21 protein-coding genes and 3 pseudogenes are annotated in these 23,935 nt (G+C 61.8%); 12 read left to right on the top strand and 12 right to left on the bottom strand.

What is annotated here, in order from left to right:
- Together ABLE71_RS23205 and ABLE71_RS23200 are read right to left on the bottom strand one after the other, a co-directional pair.
- The coding region (locus ABLE71_RS23205; protein WP_348785839.1) for a cation-translocating P-type ATPase C-terminal domain-containing protein at positions 1-396 on the bottom strand (396 nt) is incomplete at its 3' end.
- Positions 397-460: 64 nt separating this feature from the next.
- On the bottom strand, positions 461-1,036 hold the full coding sequence (locus ABLE71_RS23200; protein ID WP_348785853.1) for a recombinase family protein: 576 nt from the start codon (positions 1,034-1,036) through the stop codon (positions 461-463).
- Between the two features lie 163 nt (positions 1,037-1,199).
- Here ABLE71_RS23200 and ABLE71_RS23195 point away from each other — a divergent pair, with 163 nt between their 5' ends.
- The 3 genes from ABLE71_RS23195 to ABLE71_RS23185 all read left to right on the top strand — a co-directional run bounded on the left by ABLE71_RS23195 (position 1,200) and on the right by ABLE71_RS23185 (position 6,125).
- Positions 1,200-4,166 carry a Tn3 family transposase gene (locus ABLE71_RS23195; protein WP_348785838.1) on the top strand — a complete coding sequence of 989 codons (2,967 nt, stop codon included), beginning with the start codon at positions 1,200-1,202 and terminating at the stop codon, positions 4,164-4,166.
- Positions 4,167-4,484: 318 nt separating this feature from the next.
- A complete protein-coding gene (locus tag ABLE71_RS23190) occupies positions 4,485-5,408 on the top strand; it encodes a DUF1403 family protein (protein WP_348785837.1) in 924 nt (307 codons plus the stop codon).
- A 3-nt stretch (positions 5,409-5,411) separates the two neighbouring features.
- Positions 5,412-6,125 (top strand): SMC-Scp complex subunit ScpB, encoded by a 714-nt coding sequence (locus ABLE71_RS23185; RefSeq protein WP_348785836.1) that lies wholly within the window; start codon positions 5,412-5,414, stop codon positions 6,123-6,125.
- A gap of 220 nt (positions 6,126-6,345) precedes the next feature.
- Here ABLE71_RS23185 and ABLE71_RS23180 read toward each other — a convergent pair whose 3' ends face one another.
- Both ABLE71_RS23180 and ABLE71_RS23175 read right to left on the bottom strand, forming a co-directional pair.
- Positions 6,346-7,596, bottom strand: a complete 1,251-nt coding sequence (locus tag ABLE71_RS23180) for a GGDEF domain-containing protein (protein WP_348785835.1) — start codon at positions 7,594-7,596, stop codon at positions 6,346-6,348.
- A 160-nt stretch (positions 7,597-7,756) separates the two neighbouring features.
- A complete protein-coding gene (locus tag ABLE71_RS23175; RefSeq protein WP_348785852.1) occupies positions 7,757-7,912 on the bottom strand; it encodes a hypothetical protein in 156 nt (51 codons plus the stop codon).
- A 394-nt stretch (positions 7,913-8,306) separates the two neighbouring features.
- Here ABLE71_RS23175 and ABLE71_RS23170 point away from each other — a divergent pair.
- The 3 genes and pseudogenes from ABLE71_RS23170 to ABLE71_RS23160 all read left to right on the top strand — a co-directional run.
- A pseudogene (locus ABLE71_RS23170) lies at positions 8,307-8,585 on the top strand (DUF1403 family protein); the annotation flags it as partial.
- Between the two features lie 4 nt (positions 8,586-8,589).
- Positions 8,590-9,323, top strand: a pseudogene (locus tag ABLE71_RS23165) (SMC-Scp complex subunit ScpB).
- A 68-nt stretch (positions 9,324-9,391) separates the two neighbouring features.
- Positions 9,392-10,588 carry an alpha/beta hydrolase gene (locus ABLE71_RS23160; protein ID WP_348785834.1) on the top strand — a complete coding sequence of 399 codons (1,197 nt, stop codon included), beginning with the start codon at positions 9,392-9,394 and terminating at the stop codon, positions 10,586-10,588.
- A gap of 409 nt (positions 10,589-10,997) precedes the next feature.
- Here the strand turns inward: ABLE71_RS23160 and ABLE71_RS23155 are convergent, their stop codons facing one another.
- Genes ABLE71_RS23155 through ABLE71_RS23145 form a run of 3 tightly spaced genes read right to left on the bottom strand, consistent with a single transcriptional unit; the run spans position 10,998 to position 14,167 of the window.
- Positions 10,998-12,581, bottom strand: a complete 1,584-nt coding sequence (locus tag ABLE71_RS23155; RefSeq protein WP_348785833.1) for a DHA2 family efflux MFS transporter permease subunit — start codon at positions 12,579-12,581, stop codon at positions 10,998-11,000.
- Positions 12,571-13,740 (bottom strand): HlyD family secretion protein, encoded by a 1,170-nt coding sequence (locus ABLE71_RS23150; protein WP_348785832.1) that lies wholly within the window; start codon positions 13,738-13,740, stop codon positions 12,571-12,573. The genes ABLE71_RS23155 and ABLE71_RS23150 overlap by 11 nt, the downstream gene beginning before the upstream one ends.
- Before the next feature lies 1 nt (position 13,741).
- The gene (locus ABLE71_RS23145; protein WP_348785831.1) at positions 13,742-14,167 is read right to left on the bottom strand and encodes a MarR family transcriptional regulator; all 426 of its coding nucleotides are present in this window, start codon (positions 14,165-14,167) and stop codon (positions 13,742-13,744) included.
- 79 nt (positions 14,168-14,246) lie between these two features.
- On the opposite strand from ABLE71_RS23145, the gene ABLE71_RS23140 reads away from it, so the two are divergent.
- Together ABLE71_RS23140 and ABLE71_RS23135 are read left to right on the top strand one after the other, a co-directional pair.
- The gene (locus ABLE71_RS23140) at positions 14,247-14,726 is read left to right on the top strand and encodes a universal stress protein (RefSeq protein WP_348785830.1); all 480 of its coding nucleotides are present in this window, start codon (positions 14,247-14,249) and stop codon (positions 14,724-14,726) included.
- Positions 14,727-15,232: 506 nt separating this feature from the next.
- The gene (locus tag ABLE71_RS23135; RefSeq protein ID WP_348785829.1) at positions 15,233-15,940 is read left to right on the top strand and encodes a hypothetical protein; all 708 of its coding nucleotides are present in this window, start codon (positions 15,233-15,235) and stop codon (positions 15,938-15,940) included.
- A 583-nt stretch (positions 15,941-16,523) separates the two neighbouring features.
- Here the strand turns inward: ABLE71_RS23135 and ABLE71_RS23130 are convergent.
- A pseudogene (locus ABLE71_RS23130) lies at positions 16,524-17,141 on the bottom strand (Tn3 family transposase); the annotation flags it as partial.
- 2 nt (positions 17,142-17,143) lie between these two features.
- Between ABLE71_RS23130 and ABLE71_RS23125 the strand changes: the two are divergent.
- The 4 genes from ABLE71_RS23125 to ABLE71_RS23110 all read left to right on the top strand — a co-directional run bounded on the left by ABLE71_RS23125 (position 17,144) and on the right by ABLE71_RS23110 (position 18,530).
- Positions 17,144-17,377 (top strand): hypothetical protein, encoded by a 234-nt coding sequence (locus ABLE71_RS23125; RefSeq protein WP_348785828.1) that lies wholly within the window; start codon positions 17,144-17,146, stop codon positions 17,375-17,377.
- 89 nt (positions 17,378-17,466) lie between these two features.
- Positions 17,467-18,102: a DUF433 domain-containing protein gene (locus ABLE71_RS23120; protein WP_348785827.1), complete on the top strand. Its 636-nt coding sequence runs from the start codon at positions 17,467-17,469 to the stop codon at positions 18,100-18,102.
- Positions 18,099-18,269, top strand: a complete 171-nt coding sequence (locus tag ABLE71_RS23115) for a hypothetical protein (protein ID WP_348785826.1) — start codon at positions 18,099-18,101, stop codon at positions 18,267-18,269. Before ABLE71_RS23120 ends, ABLE71_RS23115 begins: the two co-directional genes overlap by 4 nt.
- Positions 18,270-18,281: 12 nt before the next feature.
- Positions 18,282-18,530, top strand: coding sequence for a hypothetical protein (locus tag ABLE71_RS23110; RefSeq protein ID WP_348785825.1), 249 nt, complete (start codon positions 18,282-18,284; stop codon positions 18,528-18,530).
- A gap of 1,120 nt (positions 18,531-19,650) precedes the next feature.
- On the opposite strand, the gene ugpC is transcribed toward ABLE71_RS23110, so the two are convergent.
- The 4 genes from ugpC to ABLE71_RS23090 are packed head-to-tail and all read right to left on the bottom strand — an operon-like array spanning position 19,651 to position 23,913.
- A complete protein-coding gene (gene ugpC / locus ABLE71_RS23105; protein WP_348785824.1) occupies positions 19,651-20,736 on the bottom strand; it encodes a sn-glycerol-3-phosphate ABC transporter ATP-binding protein UgpC in 1,086 nt (361 codons plus the stop codon).
- Between the two features lie 43 nt (positions 20,737-20,779).
- Positions 20,780-21,598: a carbohydrate ABC transporter permease gene (locus tag ABLE71_RS23100; protein WP_348785823.1), complete on the bottom strand. Its 819-nt coding sequence runs from the start codon at positions 21,596-21,598 to the stop codon at positions 20,780-20,782.
- Positions 21,595-22,515, bottom strand: a complete 921-nt coding sequence (locus tag ABLE71_RS23095; protein WP_348785822.1) for a sugar ABC transporter permease — start codon at positions 22,513-22,515, stop codon at positions 21,595-21,597. Before ABLE71_RS23095 ends, ABLE71_RS23100 begins: the two co-directional genes overlap by 4 nt.
- 57 nt (positions 22,516-22,572) lie before the next feature.
- Complete coding sequence (locus ABLE71_RS23090) at positions 22,573-23,913, bottom strand: extracellular solute-binding protein (protein ID WP_348785821.1); 1,341 nt, start codon at positions 23,911-23,913, stop codon at positions 22,573-22,575.
- Positions 23,914-23,935: the final 22 nt, after the last annotated feature.

Genomic DNA, 23,935 nt, shown 5'->3' with positions numbered 1-23,935 from the left:
ACTCGCGGTAGCCGCGCAAAGAACCCAGTCTTCCGGATCCATCTCCACGGTTGAAAAGGCCTCCTGCAGGAAAGGTAGGTAGATCACGGCCGTATGGAGGGCGAGCGACAGGCCGACGGCAGCCCATAGCCAGCGGTTCGCGAACAGGTCCGAAAATGCGCTTCGCTCGTCGGAACGCGCGTTGAAGACATTGAAGAGCTGGAACAGCGTCAGCGTCGTGAACGCCATGGTGCGCGCATAGTCGATGCTGCCGTTTCCCGGGATCATGCCGCCCGGCAGCGAGGCGTCGAACACGGCGAGCGTTCCCGTCGCCATGACCGCGCCGACGAAGAATATGCCGGCCCACATGCGGCGCGTGATCACGCCTTCGCCGCGCGGACGGGGCGGCATCGCCATTAGGCGTCACGACACGAAAGTGTTGAATCTGTCCGACATTTGAGAACGTACCCAGAACTTCTGCCTATTTGATGGTGGACGCGGCAGATTTGTCGGCTTTCAGAGCTTGGTAGAGTGCGGTCTTGCCGATTTTTACGCGCGCGGCGGCTTCGCGAACATTGAGGCCGGCGGCCAGATGCTGGCGAGCCTTGGCGAGCTTCTCCGGCGTGACGACAGCTTGCCGGCCACCGCGTCGACCTCGCTCCCCTGCAGCCTGGAGACCGGCGCGGGTTCTCTCCCGGATCAGATCACGCTCGAACTGGGCCAGGGCCCCAAACAAATGAAAGACCAGGCGGCCGCCGGATGTCGTGGTGTCGATATTTTCGGTGATCGATCGGAACCCGACACCTGTGGCCTCCAGTTCGGTGATGATCTCGATGAGGTGCTTCATCGATCGGCCGAGACGGTCGAGTTTCCAGACTGTGAGCGAGTCGCCTTCCCGGACATAGCGAATGGCTTCCGCCAGACCAGGCCGATCGGTTTTGACCCCCGAAGCCCTGTCTTCGAACAGTTTCTCGCAGCCGGCTTTGCGCAATGCGTCGAGTTGCAGCGCCGTATCCTGATCACTGGTGGAGACCCTTGCGTAGCCGATCGAAGTCATGAGGTATGATTTGTCCGTTTTCTCGTTGAAGGTGGACAATGTCCAATTTGCCGTTGCGTGGCAAGGTTTGCGGACAAAATCTGTGGAAGCCGCGAAACGGTCGTTTGCCGGACATGCATTTTCCATTTCGGTGCAGCCTCCGCGAAGAGATGGATGATGATGAATGGCGCGAAGAGCACTGCTGAGCGAAACATGGTGGAGCCAGGCGACAGCGATCCCCGACGACGAAAGGGAGATCGCCAAGCATTACACCCTGGACCAGCCGGAGCTCGATCTGATCATGCGGCAGAATCGTGCATCGAACCGACTGGGTCTGGCCTGCGTTTTGGCGATTTTGCGTTTTCCAGGCAGGCCGCTCGCGGATGGTGAGATCCTGCCTTCCGGCGTCTTGCGGTTCCTGGCCCGGCAGATCGGCGCCGATCATCGCGAGATCGACCGATATTTCGAGCGCCCGCAGACACGCCGCGAGCACCTCGCTCTGCTGTTCGAGAAAATGAAGATGTGCCCATTTGCGCCTTCGGACGTGCGCGCACTGACCGGCTGGTTGACGCCGGCTGCGCAAACCCTGCGCCGGGCCGATGCTCTGGCGGACATGGTCGTCGAGGAATTGCGACGCCGGCGAATTCTCCTGCCGGCGCGCGGAGCACTCGAAGCCATCATCCACGTTGCAATCCGGCGCGGCATCCGCATCGCTCACCGGGCCCTGGCTGGCGGGCTTTCGGAGGGCCAGAAGCGTGACCTCGACAAACTTCTCGACCCGCGTGCGGGGACGAACGTGACCATCCTCGCGTGGGCGAGAACACCGGCATTGTCGCCTACCGCCATCAATCTCGACAGGATAGCCGAACGCGTGCAGTTTCTTCGGTCACTGAACCTGCCAATGGAATTGATGGAGCGCATTCCGGCCAAGGTTTTTGATGAACTCGCCGCGGAAGGGATGCGGATGAGCGCGCAGCATCTGCGCGACCTCAACGCCGAACGCCGGCACGCCGTGCTGGCTGCGACGGCTTTACACCTCTCTCGCCATTTGACCGACTGCGCAATCGACGTGTTCAAGAAACTGATCGGCGCCATGACGCGGCGAGCCGACAATCAGGCGACCGCCCGCATCACCCGTTCCGTCCGGGAGGTTCAGAAGCCGCTCAAGGACGTTTCGAAAGTTTGCCACGCGATCATCGAGGCCAAGGAGAGAGGCGAGGATATCGGCAGGGCGCTCGAAGCGGTCATTCAATGGCCGGTCTTCGCGACCAGTGTCCAGGCGATCGACACGCTGATCGCCCCGGACAGCATCGATGGGAAGATCGAAATGCTCCAGCGCTATCCGACAATCCGGAAAATGGCGCCGGAATTCCTGTCGACGTTCGTGTTTCGTGGCCACGCCGTGGCGGCGAATCTCCTGCGCGCGCTATCGATGGTCGCCGATCTGTACCGCAAAGGGAAAAGAGCGATACCCGACAGGGCTCCCATATCCTTTGCACCGAGAGGCTGGATGCCTCTGATCCTGCAGGATGGCAAGATCGATCGCAGGGCCTATGAACTCAGCCTGTTCAGCGAATTGAAACGCCGCCTCGATGCCGGCGATGTCTGGGTGGAGGGCGCAAAGCGCTTCCAGTCCTTCGAGAGCTTCCTCATTCCCGCGCCGACATTCGAGTTGATGCGCGAGGAAGGTCCGCTTCCGGTTGCAGTCGATACCGATGTAGAAATTTATCTGAAGCAACAGCGCCAGACCTTGAACGACGGGTTGAGCGCGCTTTCCCGTCTGGCAGCAGCGGGTGAGCTCGACGATGTCGAATTGACCGGCGCGGGTTTCAGCGTCACGCCGCATAAGGCCATGTTTCCCGACATCGCGAAGGCGCTGAAACCGAAGGTGGAAGGCCGCCTGCCTGCGATCCGGATCACCGACCTGCTGCTTGAGGTGGACGCCCGAACGGGATTTTCCAACGCCTTCACCCATCTGCGCACCGGGCGGACGGCCGACAACAAGCTTGCCCTGCTTACCGCCGTTCTGGCGGACGGCATCAATCTCGGTCTCACCAGAATGGCGGATGTTTCCCCCGGGCTGACGATGCGCCAGCTCGCCTGGGCGCACGACTGGCATATCCGGGAGGAGGGTTACACCGGCACGCATGCCATCCTTGTCAACGCCCAGAGACAATTGCCTCTCACGAAATTGTGGGGCGACGGAACCACCTCATCCTCGGACGGGCAGTATTTTCCAGCGGGAGGGCACGCCGAGGCGATCGGCGACCTTAACGCCCGCTATGGCCCTAACCCCGGCGCCAAGTTTTATCGCTTCACCTCGGACCAGTATGGCGCATTCCACATCATCGCCATGAATGCCAATGCGAGCGAGGCCATTTATGACCTCGACGGTCTGCTCTATCATGGCAGCGACCTCGCCATCGAAACCCATTATGTCGATACCGGCGGGGTCAGCGACATGAGCTTCGCTCTCTGCCATCTTGTCGGTTTCCAGCTCGTGCCCCGGCTGCGCGGCCTCAAGGATCGCCGGCTCTATCTCTTCCCGGGCGACACGCCTCCCGAAAACCTCGCCACGCTCTTCGGCGAACCCATCAACGTCGAGCGGATCAAGGCAAACTGGAATGACATCCTGCGTCTCGTTACCACGATCCGTTCCGGCCAGGTGCGGCCTTCGACCTTGCTGGCGAAACTGTCCGCATTCCCGCGCCAAAACGGACTGGCGCTCGCATTGCGCGATATCGGACGCATCAATCGATCAATCTTCCTGCCGCAGTGGTGGCAGAACCCTGAAATGCGCAGGAACGCCACCGCCGGCCTCAACAAGAGCGAGGCCCAGAATACTCTGGCCCGGGCGCTGTTCTTCAATCGTCTTGGAGAGCTGCGGGACAGAACCTTCGAGAGCCAGTTCTACAGGGCGTCCGGGCTGAACCTGCTCATCAACGCTATCGTCTACTGGAATACGCTCTATCTCGAACCGACTTTCGCCGAGCTCAATCGCGAAGGCATTGCGACGCCGGCCGACGTGATCAAGCACATCACCCCGCTTGGATGGCAACATATCAGCCTTACCGGAGATTACATCTGGACCCCGACAGACAGCCTCGATCTCAGGCCCCTTCGGCGCGAAATGTCGATACTGGCCGCTTGATCACCCTATGTTCTCAAAAGTCGGACAGATTCATCACTTTCGTGTCGTGACGCCATCTTGGTGGCCATCGGCCGCATCGTCGATTTTGGGCGTGTTTTCCGGGGGATTTTGCATGATTTGGGAGCTTATCAGAATATGTCCGATAATGGAAGCTTACCGGACATAAAACAATGTCGACAGGCGCGGCGGTTTGTCCCATTTTCGTTGCCAAAAGCGCCGCACTGATTCATCCTCTTTGCGATGATTCTCCGCCCAAAATTGCTTGGCCATGCGCCAGTAGCCGTCAGCGGTGCTGGCCCGGCGGCGCCGGCCGCGCCGGTGCCGAGCTGGCTGCGCGCGGCGGTCGCTGGTCCCGTATCGCTTGAAGACGCTGCCTTTGCCGCCGCCGCGGCGCTGGCGACCCTCGACGCCGTGGTGCGCCGGAAAGAAAAAGCGGCCGGCGCCTGGCGGCACCGCCTGGCACTCGCGGCGGCCGCGGTGACGGCGAAGCGGGCCGGCCGGGTCGAGGACGCCGCGGCGTTGCGCGACGCGCTGCTGCTCACCCGTCCCGGCGACGAGGTCGGTCCGGCCGGCCGCATACTGCTGGCCTGGCGCACGCTGGCATCGCGTCCGGTCGCGTCTTTGCTCAGCGACTCGGTCCTGGCCGATGTCGCCGCCGATCTGGGGGGCCCCCTCGACGCGGCGGCGGCCGGCCAGATCGGCGACGACATCCGGCCGCTTGCCGGCGCGGTCGGCAATGCGCTCGCCGCCGCGGCCGACGCGATCGCCGTGCTGGAGCGCCATGACGGCCGTGCTGCGCGCGCGCTTGGGCCGTGGCTTGCCGACGCCGTTCTGGCCGATCAGCTCGGATGGTCGCGCGCGGTTCCTCTGCTCGGCACTCACCCGTCACCGGCGGCAGGCAGCGGTCGATCGTCGCCCATGGAACAACGGCAATCGCCGCAAGCAGCCCGGCAACGCATCTTCGCCGGCTATGCCCGGGCAGCGCTGCAGGCGGTGGATCTTGCGGCGGAGCTCGGCCGCCGCGCCGAGCGTCTGCTGGCCGTCGCGCCAAAGCTGCGGGCGAAAGGGTCGGACGCCGTCGTCGAGCGGTTGCTCTTTGACGACGCACTCGCGGCTTCGCGCGAGGACAAAAAGACCGGCATGAGCGATCGTGGCCTGCGCCGCCTGTTCGACCGCCTTGTCGACCTCGGCGCCGTGCGCGAGCTGTCGGGCCGCACCACCTTCCGCCTCTACGGGCTGTAGCCGATGGGGGAGGGCGCGCGTGCGCGACGGGGAAAAGGCCGATCGGATGACCGCCGATCAGATGACCGCCTGTTCGACCGGGAGCTCGACCACCTGCCGCCGGAAGTCCGGTGGCGCGAATGGATGAACCGCGTCGAGGCGACCATCTTCGCGGCCAGCGAGCCGGTGACACGCAGTGTCCTGGCGCGTGTGGTTGGGCAAGAATGCAATCTCGACCTCCTCATCGACGACATCCGCGCCGAGCTCGCCGGCCGCCCGTACGACCTGGCCGCCGTCGGCGGCGGTTTTCGGCACCTGACGCGGCCGACCTACGCCGACGCCATTCGCAGTGCATTTGGCACGGCCGTCGGCCCCGATGAGCGCGGAATAGACCTCTCGCAGTCAGAAGTACTGGTGCTGATGTGCATTGCCTATTTCCAGCCGATCACCCGTGGCGAGCTCTCCACATTCTTCGGCAAGGAAATCAGCCGCGATCTGATCGGCACGCTGCGCGGCCAAAACTTCATCGCCTCGGGGCCCCGCAGCCCGACGCCGGGCGCGCCCTACACCTATGTGACGACGAAACAGTTCCTGCTGCAGTTCGGGTTCAATTCGCTGCGCGACCTGCCCGACGTCGAAGCGCTCGAAGACGCAGGCTTGCTTTCGAAGGAAAAGCTGCTGGCGGGAGACTTGACGGGGGCGCTCGACGATCCAGCCGGCGATGAGGATGTTGGCTGAAGCGGCTCCAGCGGCTGGGTAACGCCGCCACTACCGGTAATCGCAGCCCCTCGTTGACTGATCTTCAGCGACCTGCCGGCAGGAGAGCGCTATACCGTGTGGACGGATGGCCCGCTCACCGGCAAGTCGTGTTCGTGTTGTGGCGCGCAATTCGAACCTCGGGCGGGCCGCTGGGAATGCTGGCTTTTGGTCGGCTGGCAAAGCAGACGCACTCAAGGCATCAGCGCGCCGCTGGGCCATTTTTGCGCACCGACGTCTCCGGTTTGTGGAGTAGGACTCGGTTGCGGCCGGCTTGCTTGGCAAGATAGAGCGCCGCATCCGCGTGACGCTGGAGTTGCTCCGGTGAGGTGTCCACTTCAGTCTGCGACTGAACCGCAACTCCAATGCTGATGGTGACGTGGCGGGACGCCCGAGAAGAAGGGTTGGGAAGCGCGGCGGCTTCGACACTCTCGCGAATCCGCTCGGCCACCACGATAGCCTCTTGCTCGTTTAGTCCAGGAAGAAGGACGAGGAATTCTTCACCGCCATAGCGCGCTACGTGATCTCGATCATACCTTACGTTGGCTTGGATTATACCCGCCACTTTGACCAGACAACGATCGCCCTCGGCATGGCCGAGGCGATCGTTCAGCATTTTGAACTCGTCGATGTCACACATGAGCATAGCGGCGCCGCCGGGGATTTTTCTGCGACCGCCCCAGAGGTGGTCGAGGGTTTCGGTCATCCAGCGCCGGTTGGCGAGGCCAGTGAGCGGATCGGTCCTCGCGAGAAGCTTCAACTGGTCGTTCGCTGCCGCCAGTTCGGCAACCCTACGTCGGTCACGAAGCTCAAGAAGGAATGTTTTCTGAGCGAGAATTGTCATGGTGCGTCGCGCGGCAACCGTTGCAAAAACGCCACTGGCGAAAAATAGGGTCGCAGCCACCGCACTCCCGATTTCGAGCCCCGGGTTCTGTAGCTGAAAAGCGAGATAGAGTGCGAGTGCCAAAGTGGCGAGCGTCACCGTCCAGTCGAGTGGGATGCTGAAGATGATGATGGCTGTAATCGCGACGAACAGCATGATGCTCAGGTGCCGCTCGTAGAATTCGCCACCGGCACTTGCGCCGACCAGTGCGACCGACAACAGGATGAGGAACATGCCCGCGATCAGCGTTGCCCCTTGGAGCCAGAGGGCACGCGGCTTTCGCCAGATGAGGACGACGGCGATAACGACGGGCGGGATGATGGCTCCAGGCAGAAGCATGGATAGCGCGATCGCCCTTGGAAGCAGCAGCATGTAGAGCGCCAAGGTCAGCACATCCAAGAAGGACACCCAAATCATCCAGGCGCGGATGATCTTCGCCGTTTGCGACCAGACACGTGCTCGAAACAGCCGGTTGATCTCGCCTGTGAGGCGGATGTCACGCGTGCGGCGCGCTAGAAGTCGCTCAACTTCCGCAGTGATCGCTGGATCGTCCAGCGCATCGAGGTGCATTCGATCTGACACAATCGCCGGGCCCTGAAACTGCTTTGTCCTGCACAACTCTGAGCCATCCAGTCGTTGGCTCGGGGGTAGCTTGCCACCATTTCCTAAACATTAGATTTCGGCTCAGACTCACTTCGAAAGTGAAATCGTTCGAGTAAAGTCCGGCCAGCTATGTCAGCCGTAGATATTCGCTGTCGAAGCTCGACAGTTTCATCAGTGTGGTACCGTTGATGATCTCAACAGATCCAGCCTTGAACGAAGCGATATCGGCCTTCCGCAACTCCCCAAAGGTCCGGCTGACATGAACAGCCGTGAGGCCAAGGATATCGGCAAGATCCTGCTGGGTGAGTGGGCAATCGAATCTCCCTCGGGCGGCCAGGCCATAAAAGGTGGGCGGTCCTGGTTATCGCATTGCGTCGCCCGGCATTGATCAGGTGTTCCGCTAAGATGGAATTCTGGCGCGCGATGGCGCGGGTCAGCATATTACCGATGGCTTGGTGCAGGAGCATCGCACGGTCCAGTGCCCACTTCGGAACTTCAAAGAGCGACAGCTCCGATATCGCCGACAGAGTGGCGTAGTTCGGCCCGTCGACGGCCCTGACGCCGATGATGTCGCCCCTAAGAGGCGTGTCGATGATCTGCCTGCCGCCGTTGTGGAGTTCGCGGTAAAGACACCCCCAGCCAGCCGGTCCGATCAATCCGTTCGCGCAACATTCCACATCTTGGCCAATTTCGCAGCTTCGGCCGGTTTGGCCATAGACCTCTCCGCCGAGCTCTGGCGCCGCGCGGAAAAACTGCTTGCTGTCGCGCCAAAACTCCGGGCCAAGGCGGCGGACACTGTGGTGGAGCAACTTTTGTCTGACGATGCGACCGTGGCATCGCAAAAGATCGCAGGGATGAGCGACCGCGGGCTGCGCCGCCTGTTCGACCGGCTGGTAGAACTCGGCGCCGTGCGTGAACTGTCGGGCCGCACCGCCTTCCGCATCTACGGGATCTAGACCAATGACCGGGACGGCGCGCAAAAGGCGAGAGCAGGGCCGGTCAGATGATCATCGGTCAGATGACCGTCTGTTTGACCGGGAGCTGGATCACCTGCCGCCGGAGGCGCGCTGGGGCGAATGGATGAACCGCGTCGAAGCATCGATCTTTGCCGCCAGCGAACCGGTCAGCCACGAAACGCTGGCCCGCATCGTCGGAAAAAGCTGCAGCATCGACCTGTTGATCGACGATATTCGCGAGGAGCTGTGCGGCCGGCCCTACGATCTGGTCGCCGTCGCCGGCGGTTTTCGGCACCTGACCCGACCTGCCTATGCCGACGCCATCCGTGAGGCGGTTGGCGGAGGCGAGAAGACGGCCGAGCTGACGCAGTCCGAGGTTTTGGTGCTGATGTGCATCGCGTATTTCCAACCGATCACGCGTGGAGAACTGTCGTCGTTTTTTGGGAAAGAGATCTCTCGCGACCTGATCGGCCATCTGCGCGGCGCAAAGCTGATCGCCTCCGGACCGCGCAGTCCGACGCCTGGCGCGCCTTACACCTACGTCACGACGAAAAGTTCCTGCTGGAGTTCGGGCTCGACACGCTGCGCCAGCTGCCGTATTTCGAGGCGCTCGAGGACGCAGGGCTACTGTCGAAGGAAAAGTTGCTGGCGGGAGATATTCCGGTCGGGTTGGCGAGCGGAGAGGACAACGGTGAAGAACAACCAGAAGACGATATCGTCGAGGACAAGCTATCTTGAACGGATCGTTGCTGTTATGGCCAGGATGACTAGGCAGAAACGTTCGCGTTCCTGAAAAGGAAAAGATTTTGTTCAGACTGAAGGTCTTCCCGAACATGCAAGGATCCTGGGCAGATTTTCGTGCTCCGTTGCTGCGCCTCTTGCACGAGGTTGTGTTTGGCCTCCAGCTACTTGCCGTCGGCGTCTCGCTTTCCGCCTGTGCAAGCCGGCCGGGTCCCGAAATTTTGGAGCCGGTGCAAGCCCAGGTCGACGGAGCGCAGACAGTCACCGTCTACACAGCAACCACCCGCGCCAGGGAGGCGCCCGGCGTCACCCGGTTCACTGGCGAACGCGCGCGGCAGACGAATTACGCCACCTTCGACATCTCGCTGCCGCCTGGCAGGCAGCCGGGGAAAATTGACTGGCCACGGAATCGACCGGACCCGCAAAGGACGGTCGCGGTCGTCGATCAGCAGGGTTTGGACGAGCGCGAGTTTCTCGCGAGACTCTCGGCCTCGGCGCGATCGACGCAAGGCGAGGTCTCCCTCTTTGTGCATGGCTACAACCAGAATTTCCAGCAGGCGCTGTTCCGGCTTGCGCAGATGGTCGGGGACAGCCAGCAGGAAACTTCATCCATATTGTTCGCATGGCCCTCGCAGGCCACGGTTGCAGGGTATGTTGCCGACCGCGACGCAGTTATCTATTCGCGCGACTATCTCGTGGAGATGCTCGCCGCCCTTGCCCGCGATCGCAATGTATTTAAGATCAATCTTTTCGCACATTCGATGGGCGGCCTGCTGACGGTCGAGGCGCTGCGGCAACTGCGTCTGACAGGCCAGGATCGTGTTCTCGACCGTCTTCAGGTGGTGCTCGCCGCACCCGACATTGACGCTGACGTGTTCCGTGCCCAGATGAACGTCGTTGGCCCGATGGAGATGCCGTTGATCGTACTCGTTTCGCCGGACGACCGAGCCCTTCTGGTTTCGCAGCGTCTGGCGGGGCAGCACGAGCGCGTGGGCGCTCTCGATGTCACCGATCCCCGCGTCGAGGAAGCCGCGCGACAAGCCAATATTGCCTTCGTGGATATTTCGTCTCTCGACACGTTGGATCCCCTGAATCACAACCGCTATGCGCTTGTTGCCTCGATTTACGCGCAACTCGAGGAAACGGGAGACTTGAACGCCGGACAACCGCTACGGCAGGCCGGCGCTTTCGTCTTCAAATCAATTGGTTCGACAATCTCAAGCCCATTCGTTCTCGTTGGAAAAGCGCTGGCCGGCGATTGACACGCCGTGCGAAGGCGACGGACATCGCAATTGTGAGGGTACTGAGCCCTACGGAAGTTATGGTTAGACCAGTCTGGGCGCGTGGATCTGAACCGGCATTGATATGCTCAGCTTGCTCGTTCAGTGCCGAGAGTGGCAAGCGACTTCAATCGCCCAATTGGCCGGCAGGCGCTTCAGGCGCGTGGCGCGAACTGGAAGCAACAGATATGACCCCTTCGCCAAACAATTCTGGTGGCGCCGATGGCAGGGTTGCATTTTCTGTTACGCGGTCCGTCGCCGTCCCGCTAACGCTAACGCCTTTTTTGCGAACGGCTTGGCTCCAGACTGCGCCTCTCCATAGAAGCTACTACGGACTGCGCACCGGGTAGCCCTCCGCCTTCAGCAAAAGCACTTGACCGGATGGTTGTTTTTACGCCCCGCCTTCCACAGGCGCCGCGTGGGATTGAAGCCGGTGCCGTGCTTCGGCACGGTGCAGCAGCCACGTCGGCCATAGAGCGACCAGGAATACGATCGTCACAACAATAAACCCATCCCGGAACGCGGCGGTGTTGGCCTGAATGATGATGGTTTGCGCCAGAAACGACGCGGCCGTCGGCAATTGCTGGAAGTCGGGGACACCCGCTGTCTTGACCATTGCAGCGACCTGGCTCAGCAACGTCATCGTGGCGGAGTTGTCGGTGGTTTGGGTCGCGGCGAACGCGTCAGCGTGCATGACGGTGCGCCGTTCCATGAACACGGCTAACAGGTTGACCCCGAACGCGCCACCAAGCTGGCGAATGAAATTGATCGCGCCTGATCCCTGCGCGACCAGTTCCCTTGGAAGAACCTTAAGCGATGCAGAGGTCAGAGAAGGAAACACCAGCCCGAGGCCAATGCGCGAAAGAACGGTGAGCCAGGCAAGCATCCAGAAGGTGGTGTTGATGTCGATGTCGGCCGTCAGGTAGGAGGAATAGGCGAAAATGGCCATCCCGGAGCCGATCAACCAGCCGGATGGGAGCTTATCAGACATGCGTCCGGCAATCGGGAAGACAAAGACCAGCACAAATCCCGACGGCATCAAAAGCAATCCGGCCTGGGTAGGGGTGAAACCCTGAATCGTCTGCACGAACAGCGGAACCAGATAGGTGGATCCGAACAGACCCGCACCCATGATGAAGCCGACCAGACAAGCCGAGGCGAACGGTAGCTGCCTGAAAAGCCGCATGTCGAGCATGGGCTTGGCCGCCCTTATCTCCCACCAGATAAAGCTTGAGGCCGCGATCATAGCAATCGCGAATTGCGCGAGGATCGGATCGGACGTCCAGCCTTCTCGCTGAGCGTTCGTCAGCGCATTCAGGAGAACACCGAGGAACACGCTCAAAAGGAGCACGCCGAACCAGTCGAATCCTGGACGAGGACCCTTGTCGGCGCGAGTCGGCAAAAACAGATTTGACAAGAAAATGCCGAGGGCGGCAAACGGAATCCCGAGATAAAAGACGTAGCGCCAGTTGAAAGCGTCAATCAGTATCCCGCCGATCCATGGGCCGAGCGCCGGCGCGAGCACAACGCCGATGCCGAATATACCCATGGCGGCGCCGCGCTGGTCTGCCGGAAAGACCTGGAACAGAAGGACCATGGCGAGCGGCTGAACGATGCCGGCGGCAGCGCCCTGGATAACCCTTGCAATGGTTAGAACGGTTTCGTTCGGCGCGACGCCGCCAAGAACGGACCCTGCGGCAAACAGGGCGAGGGCCGTTATCATGCTGGCTCGCTGGCCGAATGCCTTGTTGGCCCAATCGGCAAGCAGCATGGTCGCCGTCATTGCTGCAAGGAAGCCGGTCGAAATCCATTGTGCCTCGACCTGGCTGATGCCGAAAGCGCCCATGACGCCGGGGATCGCGACATTGACGATGGTCGTCGACAGAACGACGGCGATGGCCGAGATCATCACAGTGCCTGTTGCGAGCCAGCGATAGGCCGGACCGTAGCTGTCGAACAGGTCTTCAATCGACATCGATGCTGACTTCCACCATCATTCCGGGGCGCAGGAGGCCATCCTGCTGTTCGATGGATATCCGCACCGGCAGGCGCTGAGTGACTTTGGTAAAGTTGCCACTCGGATTGGGGCTCGGCAGCAGAGCGAACTGGCTGGTGGCGGCTTCGCCGATCCGGACGACTTCGCCGCGGAATTCCCGATCCGGATACGCGTCGATAGTAATCTGCGCCGGCGCGCCGGCCGTCAGCCGCCTGAAGTCCGTCTCCTTGACGTTGGCGTCGACCCAGACTGTGCTCGGGTCGTGGTAGATCAGGAGCCGCGTGCCGGGCGATACGTACTCCCCCGCATCGATAAAGGTGCTATCGATAACGCCGTCAAACTCTGCCCTGATGTCGCGGCGGCCGAGGTCGATGCGTTTCTGTTCGATCTGCGCCGAAAGTGCCTCGACCTGCGAATCAAGGGTCGCGATCTGCTGGTCGAGGACGCCAAGCTGTGCCTCTTCAGCCTTCACGACTTCGAGATTGGCGCGGGCTGTCAGAATCCCGGCCGCGGTCAACCGTTCCTGCTGGGTGGCGGCAGCCAACCGGGCATCCGAGTCTTCGAGCTGCTGGGCCGATAGAACGTTTCGACCTGCGAGCGCCTTTACACGGCCGAATTGAGATTGCGCATTCTGAAGCGCGGCCTCGGCGGCGGCATGGGAGGCTTGAGCTGCGGCAATCTGGGCTTGGGCCGCCTGAAGCTTCGCCGCGACCTGACCTCGAACGAAACCCTGCTGGGCACGCAGCTGGTTCTGCTGGGATTTGACGCCTGTAACCTGTGCTTCCAGGCCCTTCAGTTCCTGTGAGGCGGATGCCGCATCGATGGTAGCCAGAACCTGTCCACGAACGACCTTGTCGCCCGCAATAACGGGGAGCGATATGATCCTGCCGGACACTTCGCTGCTGACGGCGATCATATTTGCCGCGATCCGGGCATCGTCGAGAAAGACGTGCGTCCACCGCGCTGCCAGCCAGGGATAGGTGAAATACGCGACGACGCCGAGCACCGCGAAAAGCGCCGTCGTGCGAACCAACCTGCGCCCTAGCCCGCCTTTCTTCGTAGCTGGTGGTGTCTCGACAGTGCCAGCAGCTGAGTGCGCCGCCCCGGAGAATTGCGACGGCTTTGCTTCCATGTTCATTCTACGATCTTTCCAGCCTGTCGCCGATGAGTCCCAGCACGCGGTGCGCCGCCGCCAGATCATTCGCGGGAACGCCTTCGAGCAGTTCTTCCCTGAACGCATCGGAAATGCGCGTGATTTCCTCGATAAGCGGCTTGGCGCTTTCCGCGAGATGGATATTCTTGACGCGCCGGTCATCATCGGAATCGACGCGCTCGATCAGACCGCGCTGCTCGAGCGCATCCAGGAGACGCACCAGGGTCGGTCCCTCAACCCCGATCTGCTCGGCGAGATTCCTTTGCGACATCGCCCCCGCCCGCCGCAGATGCAGCAGCGCGATCCATCGCGCTTGCGTCAATCCGAGATGTTTCACGCGCGCATCAAGGCCGGTTCTCCAACGACGCCCAACCCGTGCAAGCTCCATGGCGAATTCCTGGCCGATGCCCACTTGATAGCTTTCTTATTGATAGTATGCTAACGACATAGCGCAACTCTGGTTCTGGTGCAATGTGGCAACGCAGGTACGCATGTATCGACGCATTCTCCTCGCCTATGACGGGTCCGTCGAAGGTCGTCTGGCACTACGCGAGGGTGCACGCTTGGCGCGGCTCTGCGAGGCCCAGGTGTGTCTCCTGGCGGTTGTGCAGATTTCCACCGGGATTGTCGTTGCCGAAGGTGTTTATCCCGGAGTCGTGGGCGAGCAGAGCGAGGTCTATAAAAACATCCTCGCCGAAGGTGAACGGCAGTTGCGGGATATAGGATTTGAACCCGACACGCGGCTTGCGATGGGCGATCCCGGCCCGGAAATTCGCGCCGTCGCGAAGGAAATCAACGCCGATCTGGTCGTTATCGGGCATCGCCAGCACGGGACCCTGGCGCGCTGGTGGTCAGGGTCCGTCGCCACATACCTCATCGACCATCTCGACTGCAGCATGCTGATCGGACGAATGGAGGTATCCGACGCGGAGTTCGACAGACTCAAACCGAGCTATAGGGTCCCAGAGTGACTGTCCTCGACCCGGTGCCGAGCAGCTTCGCGAATACCGGATACGGGATTTTGGCGTCGGGCCCGCCTTATCGCTCAACTGCGGCAACCGCGTGAAGCTATTTCGCATGTCGCCACTAAGGCGACGCAGTCGCGACCTCATCGTCGTCGCTGCCGGGGTCGATTCGACCAAAGTCAAACGCTTGTCGGAAAAGATCGGGGGGCTCTCCGAGAATGGTTTCGCCCACATCGCATAATAAACCCTGGTTTGGCCCGCATCGTTGGACTGGAGCCGAGAGTGGCCGGGCCTTATTATCGATAATGAAACATGAATAGTACGCTTTCACTCCTTGCCAGACGCTACAACGGTGATACAAAAGCTGCCCTTGTGGTTCGGATATCGGGGTCGCCTTTGTCCGCAGAAGGCGCTTGAGTATCGTTCACCCCGCGAGTTCATCGCGGATCAAATCCAACTTGGCCCTGTCCGATTGCACGGGGTCGACAGCAAGTTCCACGAGAGAAAATCCCTTGGCTGACGAGCGCAAATTCTCCAGGGAGAGGCATAAACTGAAGCTAGCCCGTCGCGAAGATATTGAAAGACGCCTTTACACTACAATTCATTCAGTACTGGTTGAGCATGATCCAACCTTGTATCCTAACGCTGTCCACTTGATTGCGGAGTTGGCGGCTGTAATTGGGTCGCAATTGGCTTCTCAACCGCAATCAATGCAACGGGCACTACTGACCATCAAAGATGACATTGCCGAATTTGGAACGGAGTTTGTATCTCAATTGACCAGTGAGGCAAAAAAGGACGTCGATAAACGGATTAGGAAATTTGAAGTGGCAGCCCCCCCACCCGCGGCAGGGCGGCTTCATTTGGCAGACGAATGGGCTGGGCCTGTTGCGGGTCCCACACTGATCGAGAGGCATTTCGGCATACCACGATCTACTCTTTATAGATGGCAAAAGCTGAACGAAGTCATCGCACTTGACACCCGCAGCAGTCGTAAGCCGGTATTCCCGTTAAAGCAGTTTATTGACGGGAGACCAGTGCAAGGCATTGCAGACCTCGTCGAAATATTTCGCGATCGCCGTCTTGCTTGGCAGTGGCTAGTGAAATCTCATCCGGCATTTGGCGGCAGCTCGCCTCTCGACGCCCTTTTGGAGGGGCGAGCGAACGCCGTCATTGAAATCGCGCGGGGGCTTGACCAAAGTCAAAAGCACACAGAGTAGCTATCGGACCTGAGACCCTGAACTTCCTCCAGATTTGGGAGAGTCCGTCGATCACTGAGGTGCACCCCGATTTAGGACCGCCCGGCTGGAGGATTTTCCGGGCTGGGGCTCACGGCGGATGGGACGCGCCGGAGCCGTTCATGAGCGATACCCTCAGGGAAGGGTCGGATCCGGGTCGCGATACCACAGCTGCCATGTCTCGCCTTGCGACCGAAGAGATCACGCCCGGTGCCGACACGGGCTGCGACACCGCGCTTGCGGCCGCGAAGCGCGCCGGATGCCCTTCGGTGCTTCCGGGAGTTGACGAGAATTCCTGGAATGGCAACGTCATTGCGGTGTCTGCAAGTGAGATACCCGACATGTCAATTTCAAACGGTGCGGCAGAAGCGATGCAAAAGTCGCGGAGCTGGCCGATTGGGGTAGCTCCGGGGACGCGTCAGGGTGCTGCCCTAGCCGGTACGGGACTGCCAAGCGACAGTAGCGGCGATCCTGACTTTCGGCGGACGGCGGCCTCTTAACGGCGCAGGTTGGCGTCACGACACGAAAGTGGTGAATCTGTCCGACATTTGAGAGCATATAGTGATCAAGCGGCCAGCATCGACGTCTCTCGCCGAAGCGGCCTGAGGTCGAGGTTGTCAGCCGGGGTCCAGATGTAATCGCCGGTCAGGCTGATGTGCTGCCATCCGAGCGGCGTGATGTGTTTGATCACGTCCGGCGGTGTGGTGACGCCTTCGCGATTGAGTTCGACGAACGCCGGCTCGAGATAGAGCGTGTTCCAATAGACGATGGCGTTGATGAGCAGGTTCAGCCCGGACGCCCTGTAGAACTGGCTCTCGAAGGTTCTGTCCCGCAGCTCTCCAAGACGATTGAAGAACAGCGCCCGGGCCAGAGTGTTCTGGGCCTCGCTCTTGTTGAGGCCGGCGGTGGCGTTCCTGCGCATTTCAGGGTTCTGCCACCATTGCGGCAGGAAGATGGATCGATTGATGCGCCCAATGTCGCGCAACGCGAGCGCCAGTCCGTTTTGGCGCGGGAATGCGGACAATTTCGCCAGCAAGGTCGATGGCCGGACCTGGCCGGAACGGATCGTCGTGACGAGACGCAGGATGTCATTCCAGTTTGCCCTGATCCGCTCGACGTTGATGGGCTCGCCGACGAGCGATGCCAAGTTTTCAGGTGGCGCGTCGCCGGGGAAGAGATACAGCTATGCTGAAGGGAAAAGGGGGGCCGGAGCGTCTCTATGTCGACATAGACCCGATCGGCGGCGGCGATGGCCGACAGCCAGGGAGCAAGCGGTTCAGCGCCGATATCGTGAAGAAGCATCAGTTCTCCGGCACGGCGGCTAAGCAGCTCATGCAGATCGCCAAGCTCTGGGTCGATGAGCCCGCGCGGTTCGTCGTGCCGCACAGCCCGATCGCCCGAGCCTTCGAGCCGCGATGATCTCCGGTCTCGCGAACGGGCGAACCCGTCGGCTTGCACTTCATTTAATTAATCCCTATACTGGGGATAGATTAGAACAGGAGACAGGCATGTCCGCCGCCGAAGCGTTCACACTTACCGAGGCCGGCTACGTTCTCAATCGGTCGACCACCGCGCTCAACAAGGCCGTCGATACCGGTCTCATCCGCGCGCGCCAGCGCCGGGTCGGCAGTGCCGTGCAGCGCCTGCTGGGACCCGCTGAGATGCGCTTCCTCCTGGTTGCCGACCGGCTCGAAAAGGATCTGACGCCCGCCGGACGGCGGCGCCTCTACGAGGCAATCCGTCAGCTTTCCGCCGATGCCCATCGCCTCACGCTTGGAGAGCTCGTACTCGATCTCGGCAAAGTCGACGCCGACCTCAAGAGCCGGCTCCGACGCCTCGAGGAGCTCCGCCGGTGGGTGGAGGCCGACGACGGAGGCGACCCGCTCATTAAGGGCACTACCATTCCCGTTCACATGGTGGCGGCCTTGGCCCGCACGCAGTCTATCGCTGAGATCGTGGCGGACTTTCCATCGCTGACTCCCGAGCAGGTGGAATCCGCGATCGAATATGCGAAGGCCTATCCCAAGCGCGGACGGCCCTATCCCCCCCGGAGCCTGAAGCGCGCTCTCGCTGAATTGGCCGACCTTGGCGCATTCGACGACAAAGCGCCGACGACGGAGGTCGTGCCGCGCAGGATTCCGTGACCGCCTATCTGATCGATGAGAATGTGCTCCGCGAATTCGGCGCGCGGGGCAATGCGAATTTGCGCAAATGGCTCGCCACCGTCGACGATGCGGATCTGAGGCTGAGCGTCGTCACCCTGTTCGAGAAGCGCCGCGGCGCGGAAGCGCTGAAGCGTCGCGACCCGTAGAGGTCGGCGGAATTGCTCAAGGCCGTCGCAGCCGCCGAAAAGGCCTTTATCGACCGCATCATTCCCGTCGACGCCACGATCGTCGAGGAATGGACGCGAATGCTCGGCGCCAAGAACAAGGACCGGTGGGACATGGCGCTCGCTGCGACTGCGCGGGTTCACGGTCTCGTCCTCGTGACCCGCAACACCAAGGATTTCGAGGGCCGCGGCGTGCGTCTGCTTGATCCATTCCGTGATCCTCCGTTCCAGATCGAGCCGTGAGACGATGCGCGCCAAACCTTCACACGCCCGACGATCGTCGCCGCCAGCCGCAGTGTCGCCCGCGTTGCAATTGCCACGCGGGGCCACATGCGGAGGCCGCGCAAACTCCTGGAGCAATTTTCGCGATCATTGAATGTTACCGGGGTACGGGCGTGAACTGCATCGGCGAGGATAACTTCGATCTCGAACCGAACCGGCCGGCCCGGTTCTATGCAGGGCGTGCTCGTGGACCTACCGTCTTCCGACCTGGCAATCGAGCAGGGCTCGACGGACAGCACTCCGCAACCAGGCCGCAGGTCTCGCCAGAGTTGAAGCCAGGGCAAGGTATCGGTCGACCAGTGGAACGCGATGGTCGCCCCGCCACCGTCGACGCGGCAGACTGCCCGCCCAGGAGAAGCCGTGTGCAGAGTCGATTGCGCGGGGGCCGGCTCGTGCCGTGGCAGAGGGCCTGTCACCACGACGCCGTCGAGGCTGATTTCGGTGCCTTCCTGATGCAGCGGATAGCCGAGGTTGAAGTGATAGAGCGCCATGATCGGCGCCGGATCGGGCCCGATCACCTCGACTGCATCGACGATGCGGAGCGTCGAGCCGCCAATTGGGGCCTCGATGCGCCGATGAAGCCGATGGCCGCCGCCTCCAAACGCCCACACGACGAGTTCGCCCTCGCAATAAAGGAGAGGTTCAGCCGTGTTCCAATCCTCGCCGTAGCTGTTGAGGCGCGCCGGCGTGAAGGGCGCCGAGCCATGCAGGGGATTTCCTTCGGCCGGCTGGCGGATGTGCTCGAACCCACAAGTATTGAGAAAGCCCCCGAAGGCGCGGTTGAACGTCCGGTCGCCTGTCCCGGCCGTGGCAGGCGGAAGCCGAAAACCTGCCGGGCTCTGCCAGGCGAGTTGAATGCCGCGCCACGACAGGGTAGCGATGTCCATCCCCCGTCCCGCGGTGACCCAGAAATCGAGCCCCCCACCGGTCGAGAAGGCAAGCGTCTCGATGCCTGCTTCGGACCCGTCCGAGAGGAGGAACCGCCTGACGCTGGCGACCTGCCTCAAGTCACCGACCAGCGCGCTCAGCGCCTTTTTCGAAAGAGGTGTCCCGGTTCGTTTGGCTGTCATCGATACCGGCTCTATTTCTTCCCCACGCGCAGACCCGATTTGTCGAAGAGATGCCACCCCTCGGCCGTCGGCCTGACATGGATGATGGCGCCGGCCCCGATGCCATCTCTCAGGGCATGCCCTTCGGCCGGCAGCTTGACGGTCAACTGTCCGGCATCGATGGTTCCGAAGACAAAGACGTCCGAGCCGGTATATTCGACCGCGCGGATCGTCAGAGACACGGTCCCGGCAAGCGGCGTGGCCGAGACGTCGAAGGCTTCAGGTCGAATGCCAAGTGTATATTCACCGCCGGTCGGCATCTCCGCTTTCCTTCCGGGCAGGGTCAGACCGTTGAAGAGCATCGTGTCGCCGTCGACATGGAGGCCACCCTCAAGCAGGTTGATCTCGGGCAAGCCGATGAAGCTCGCGACGAAACGGTTGCGCGGCTCCTCGTAGATCTCGCGCGGGGAGCCGATCTGCTGGATGCGTCCACTGTCGAGCAATACGATGCGGTCGGCCATCGTCATCGCCTCGATCTGATCGTGCGTGACGAAAATCGATGTCGCGCCGAGCCGGTCATGCAGTTCGCGTAGCTCCAGCCGCGTGCGGGCGCGCAGTTTGGCGTCGAGGTTCGACAGCGGCTCGTCGAATAGGAAAACGCGCGGTTGGCGCACGATAGCGCGCCCCATGGCGACGCGCTGGCGTTGGCCGCCAGAAAGCTGCGCCGGTTTCCTGTTTTCGTAGCCTTCGAGAGAGAGCATGCGCAGCGCCTCGGCCAAGCGCTCGCGGATCACCGCGTCCCCTGTGCCGCGCATTCGCAGGGCAAAGGTCATGTTCTCCGCCACCGTCATGTGAGGGTAGAGCGCATAGGACTGGAACACCATCGCCATGTCGCGGTCGCCGGGATCGCGGCCGGTGATGTCCTCGCCGTCGATCGAGAGCTTTCCGCCGTCGATCTTCTCCAGGCCAGCGATCATCCGCAGCAGCGTTGACTTGCCGCTTCCCGACGGGCCCACAAGCACCACGAACTCGCCCGTTCGGACCTCAAGGTCGAGCGGTGGAATGACTTCGACGCTGCCGTAGAATTTCTGGAATCCCTGGATAGTGACGTCGGCCATCAATGTCTCCCGCGCCCGCCGGGCCGCATCGGCTTCAAAACGCTCATTTCACGGCGTCCGCAAGCAGGCCGCGCACGATGAAGTTCTGGCCGAGCAGAATGAGCAACAGCGCAGGAACGATCGAGAGCAGCGTGCCGGCGGCCATCTCTCCGTAGCGGATGTCGTATTCCTGCGCGAAGGTGGCGATCGCCACGGGCACCGTCATCGTGTCGCGCGACGTGAGGGTCAGCGAGATGGCGAAGTCGCTCCACGAGAAGATGAAGGTGAGCGCGGTTGCGGCGATCATGCCGCCGCGCACGAGCGGGAAGGCGATGCGCCAGAACACCTGCCCGTAGCTGCAGCCATCCATCCTTGCCGCCTGGATCAGTTCGCGCGGCAGGCCGCCGACGAAGCTGATCATCAGGAACAGCGCCATCGGCAGGTTGTGCACGGCATGCGTCATGATCACGGCAAAGTAGGTGCCATGCAGTCCGACCAACGAGAACATGAGGTACCAGGAGCCCACGAACGTGAGCGTCGGCAGCATGTGGAACAGCAGCGCCCAGCCGAGCAGCGCCCAGCGCATCCAAGGACGCACGTCGAGGCAGGTCAGCGTGAACGCCGCCATTGTCGCGACGACGATGACGATCGCCGTCGAGCCGATCCCGATCACCGCGCTGTTGAGGAGGTTCGCGAGGAAATCAGACTGGCGGGAGAACAGCAGTTCGTTGAAATTGATCCAGGTGAATGGAGAAATGGTGGCGCCGGTGATGATGTCGATCTTGAACTTGAAGGCGTTGGACAGCACCCAGAGCGTCGGTCCGAGGATGACCAGCGCATAGCCCCACACGACGGTGTTGGCGAGCCCGAGACGCAACCTCATGACGCAGCACTCCGCCGCGCGGCGCGGCGCGGCGCAAAGCCGCGCGCAAGGACGATGACGACGCTGATCGCAAACAGCGTGACGATCGACATCGCCGAGCCGTATCCGACCTGGTCCTGGCGGAAGAAGGTGCGGTAGATCGAGAAGTTGACGACTTCCGTTGCGGTGCCCGGGCCGCCGGAGGTCAGCAGGTAGACCTCGTCGAAGACCTTGAAGGACAAGATCACGCGGAACAGCAGCGTGACGACGATGGTCGGCATCATCATGGGCAGAACGACGTGGCGGATCTGCTGCCAACGGCTCCTCGTGTCCATCCGGGCGGCCTCGATGACCTCGCCGTCGAGCGACTCGAGCCCGGCCAGCATCAGCAGGAAGACGAAGGGCGTCCAGTGCCAAATGTCGACGAAGATGACCGAGGCGAGCGCGATGCTGGGGTTGCCGAGCCAGTCGACCGGCCCGAGTCCCAGAAGCCCGAGAAGCATGTTGGCGAGCCCGAACTCACGCCCCATGATGAGGCGCCACATGGTGCCGATGACGATCGGCGGAACGACGATCGGTAGCAGGAAGATGCCTGTCAGCACGGCGCTTCCGTAGGATACGGCGACCCGGACGGCGAGCGCCATGGAGAAACCGAGCACCATCTGGCAGGACACGGCGGTCACGGCGAAGAGGGCCGTATTGCACACACCGTCCCAGAACACCTTTTCGGTCGAAAACAGCCGGTGGTAGTTGTCGAGGCCGACGAAGGAGAAAGCCGAGGTCGCATCGCGCCATTCGACGTGGAAGAAGCTCAACGCCAGAAGATTGACGACCGGGAACGCGGTCAGAACGATGAACAGGGCGACCGCAGGCAGCAGCGAGATCGCGATCCAGCGCTTGTTGCGCCGCTCCTTGTAGCTTGGCCCGTGAGAAATCATCGCATCGATCCTGCCCGGGGGAGTGACGCCGGTCGTAGCCGGCGTCGCTTCACATCATCACAGATTTGGAAGCCTCGTGACGGCGAAACCGTTGCGCTCCAGGACGCCGGCCAGGTCGGCGGCGGCCTGGTTGAGCGCCTGGGCAGGCGTCATCTCGCCGATGACGGCGCGGTTGAGACTGAGCGCCATGGCGTCGGAGGCTTCCGCGGCCTGCGCGAAGGGGAGGCCCATCACCGCGTGCTGGGCATTTTGCGAATAGGCGTCGATGAAGCGGAACGCCGCCTCGTCGCCAAGATCCGCGCCGGTTATGTCGCCCCTGACCGGTACACCGCCGGCGCGCACATAGTCGACCTGACGCTCCTTGGCTGCGAACCAGTCGAGAAACGCCAGTGCCGCCTTCTGCTTCTCGGGCGCGACATTCCTGGGGATGCCGGCCACCCAGTGGCCAGCGCTCGATGCGACCGTGCCGGCCGGGCCGGCGGGCAGCAGCGCGGCGGAGATCTTTCCGACGACGCGTGAGGAATTGGGGTCCTCGAGTTGTCCCCAGGCGGCGATGACGGCAATCGCCTGTGCGCCTTTACCGGTGGCGAGAAGTTGGATCAGTTCGCCCTGCGCGATGTTGCCGGGTCCGGGAGGGCCCGATTCCGTGGCCAGCTTCGCATAGGTTTCCAGCGCCGTGAGGGCTTCGGGGCTGTTGACAACGACATCGGCCTCGTCGGGGCCGGTGATTTTAAAGAAGGCCGCGTCGTGGCTGAAGAGGTAGGGAGTGAAGTTGTAGACGATCGAGTCGCGAGCGGCCCGCGGCACGAAGCCATAGGCCTCGCCTTCTTTCTGGATTGCCTGTGCGTTGGCGAGGAGTTCGTCCCACGTCATCGGCGGATGCAGGCCAAGCTTCGCGTAGATGTCAGTGTTGTAGTAGAGCACCTGCACGTTGCCGTTGACCGGCACGCCCATCAGCGCGCCGCCACTGGCAAATGTGCCGGCCGCGGCGTCCCAGTTTGTCGTGTCGCCATAGGTCAGCACGCCCTCGGGCAGCGCATAGCCTGCCTGGACGTCGCCTAGGGGGGCGAGGAACTCACCCGAATAGATCTCGGACAGCCAGAGCGAATTCACGTTGACGATGTCGTAAGCGCCCTGCGCGCCTCGCACGGAGTTGCGGATTTTTTCAAGGAGCCCGCCGAATGGCGTGACATCGAGCTCGACCTTGTTCCCGGTCTCCTTCTCGTATTCGTCGACCATGGCAACGAACGATTTGAGCCATGGCGACTGGTTGATCGCCATCGTGATCGGCGGCTGGCCCTGGGCAAGGGCTATGCCGGCGCCTGCCGCAACGATGCAAGCCGCCGCACAGGCGTGCAGCACGCTCCGACGCGAGAATGTTAGGATGACAGGTTGCATTGCGATTTCCTCCCTTGGGTTC

It is taken from the genome of Mesorhizobium sp. KR9-304 (assembly GCF_040049215.1).
Lineage (GTDB): Bacteria > Pseudomonadota > Alphaproteobacteria > Rhizobiales > Rhizobiaceae > Mesorhizobium_K.
Note: the sequence above shows the minus strand (reverse complement) of the source record. Positions and strands in the feature narration are given on the sequence as shown.

Excerpts from the sequence above, each read along its gene's own strand:
- ugpC (WP_348785824.1), bottom strand. The coding sequence starts at position 20,736 with ATGGCCGACGTCACTATCCAGGGATTCCAGAAATTCTACGGCAGCGTC.
- ABLE71_RS23140 (WP_348785830.1), top strand. The coding sequence starts at position 14,247 with ATGTATCGACGCATTCTCCTCGCCTATGACGGGTCCGTCGAAGGTCGT.
- ABLE71_RS23095 (WP_348785822.1), bottom strand. The coding sequence starts at position 22,515 with ATGATTTCTCACGGGCCAAGCTACAAGGAGCGGCGCAACAAGCGCTGG.
- ABLE71_RS23150 (WP_348785832.1), bottom strand. The coding sequence starts at position 13,740 with ATGAACATGGAAGCAAAGCCGTCGCAATTCTCCGGGGCGGCGCACTCA.
- ABLE71_RS23125 (WP_348785828.1), top strand. The coding sequence starts at position 17,144 with ATGCTGAAGGGAAAAGGGGGGCCGGAGCGTCTCTATGTCGACATAGAC.
- ABLE71_RS23200 (WP_348785853.1), bottom strand. The coding sequence starts at position 1,036 with ATGACTTCGATCGGCTACGCAAGGGTCTCCACCAGTGATCAGGATACG.
- ABLE71_RS23155 (WP_348785833.1), bottom strand. The coding sequence starts at position 12,581 with ATGTCGATTGAAGACCTGTTCGACAGCTACGGTCCGGCCTATCGCTGG.
- ABLE71_RS23100 (WP_348785823.1), bottom strand. The coding sequence starts at position 21,598 with ATGAGGTTGCGTCTCGGGCTCGCCAACACCGTCGTGTGGGGCTATGCG.
- ABLE71_RS23180 (WP_348785835.1), bottom strand. The coding sequence starts at position 7,596 with ATGCACCTCGATGCGCTGGACGATCCAGCGATCACTGCGGAAGTTGAG.
- ABLE71_RS23185 (WP_348785836.1), top strand. The coding sequence starts at position 5,412 with ATGGGGGAGGGCGCGCGTGCGCGACGGGGAAAAGGCCGATCGGATGAC.
- ABLE71_RS23090 (WP_348785821.1), bottom strand. The coding sequence starts at position 23,913 with ATGCAACCTGTCATCCTAACATTCTCGCGTCGGAGCGTGCTGCACGCC.
- ABLE71_RS23120 (WP_348785827.1), top strand. The coding sequence starts at position 17,467 with ATGTCCGCCGCCGAAGCGTTCACACTTACCGAGGCCGGCTACGTTCTC.
- ABLE71_RS23195 (WP_348785838.1), top strand. The coding sequence starts at position 1,200 with ATGGCGCGAAGAGCACTGCTGAGCGAAACATGGTGGAGCCAGGCGACA.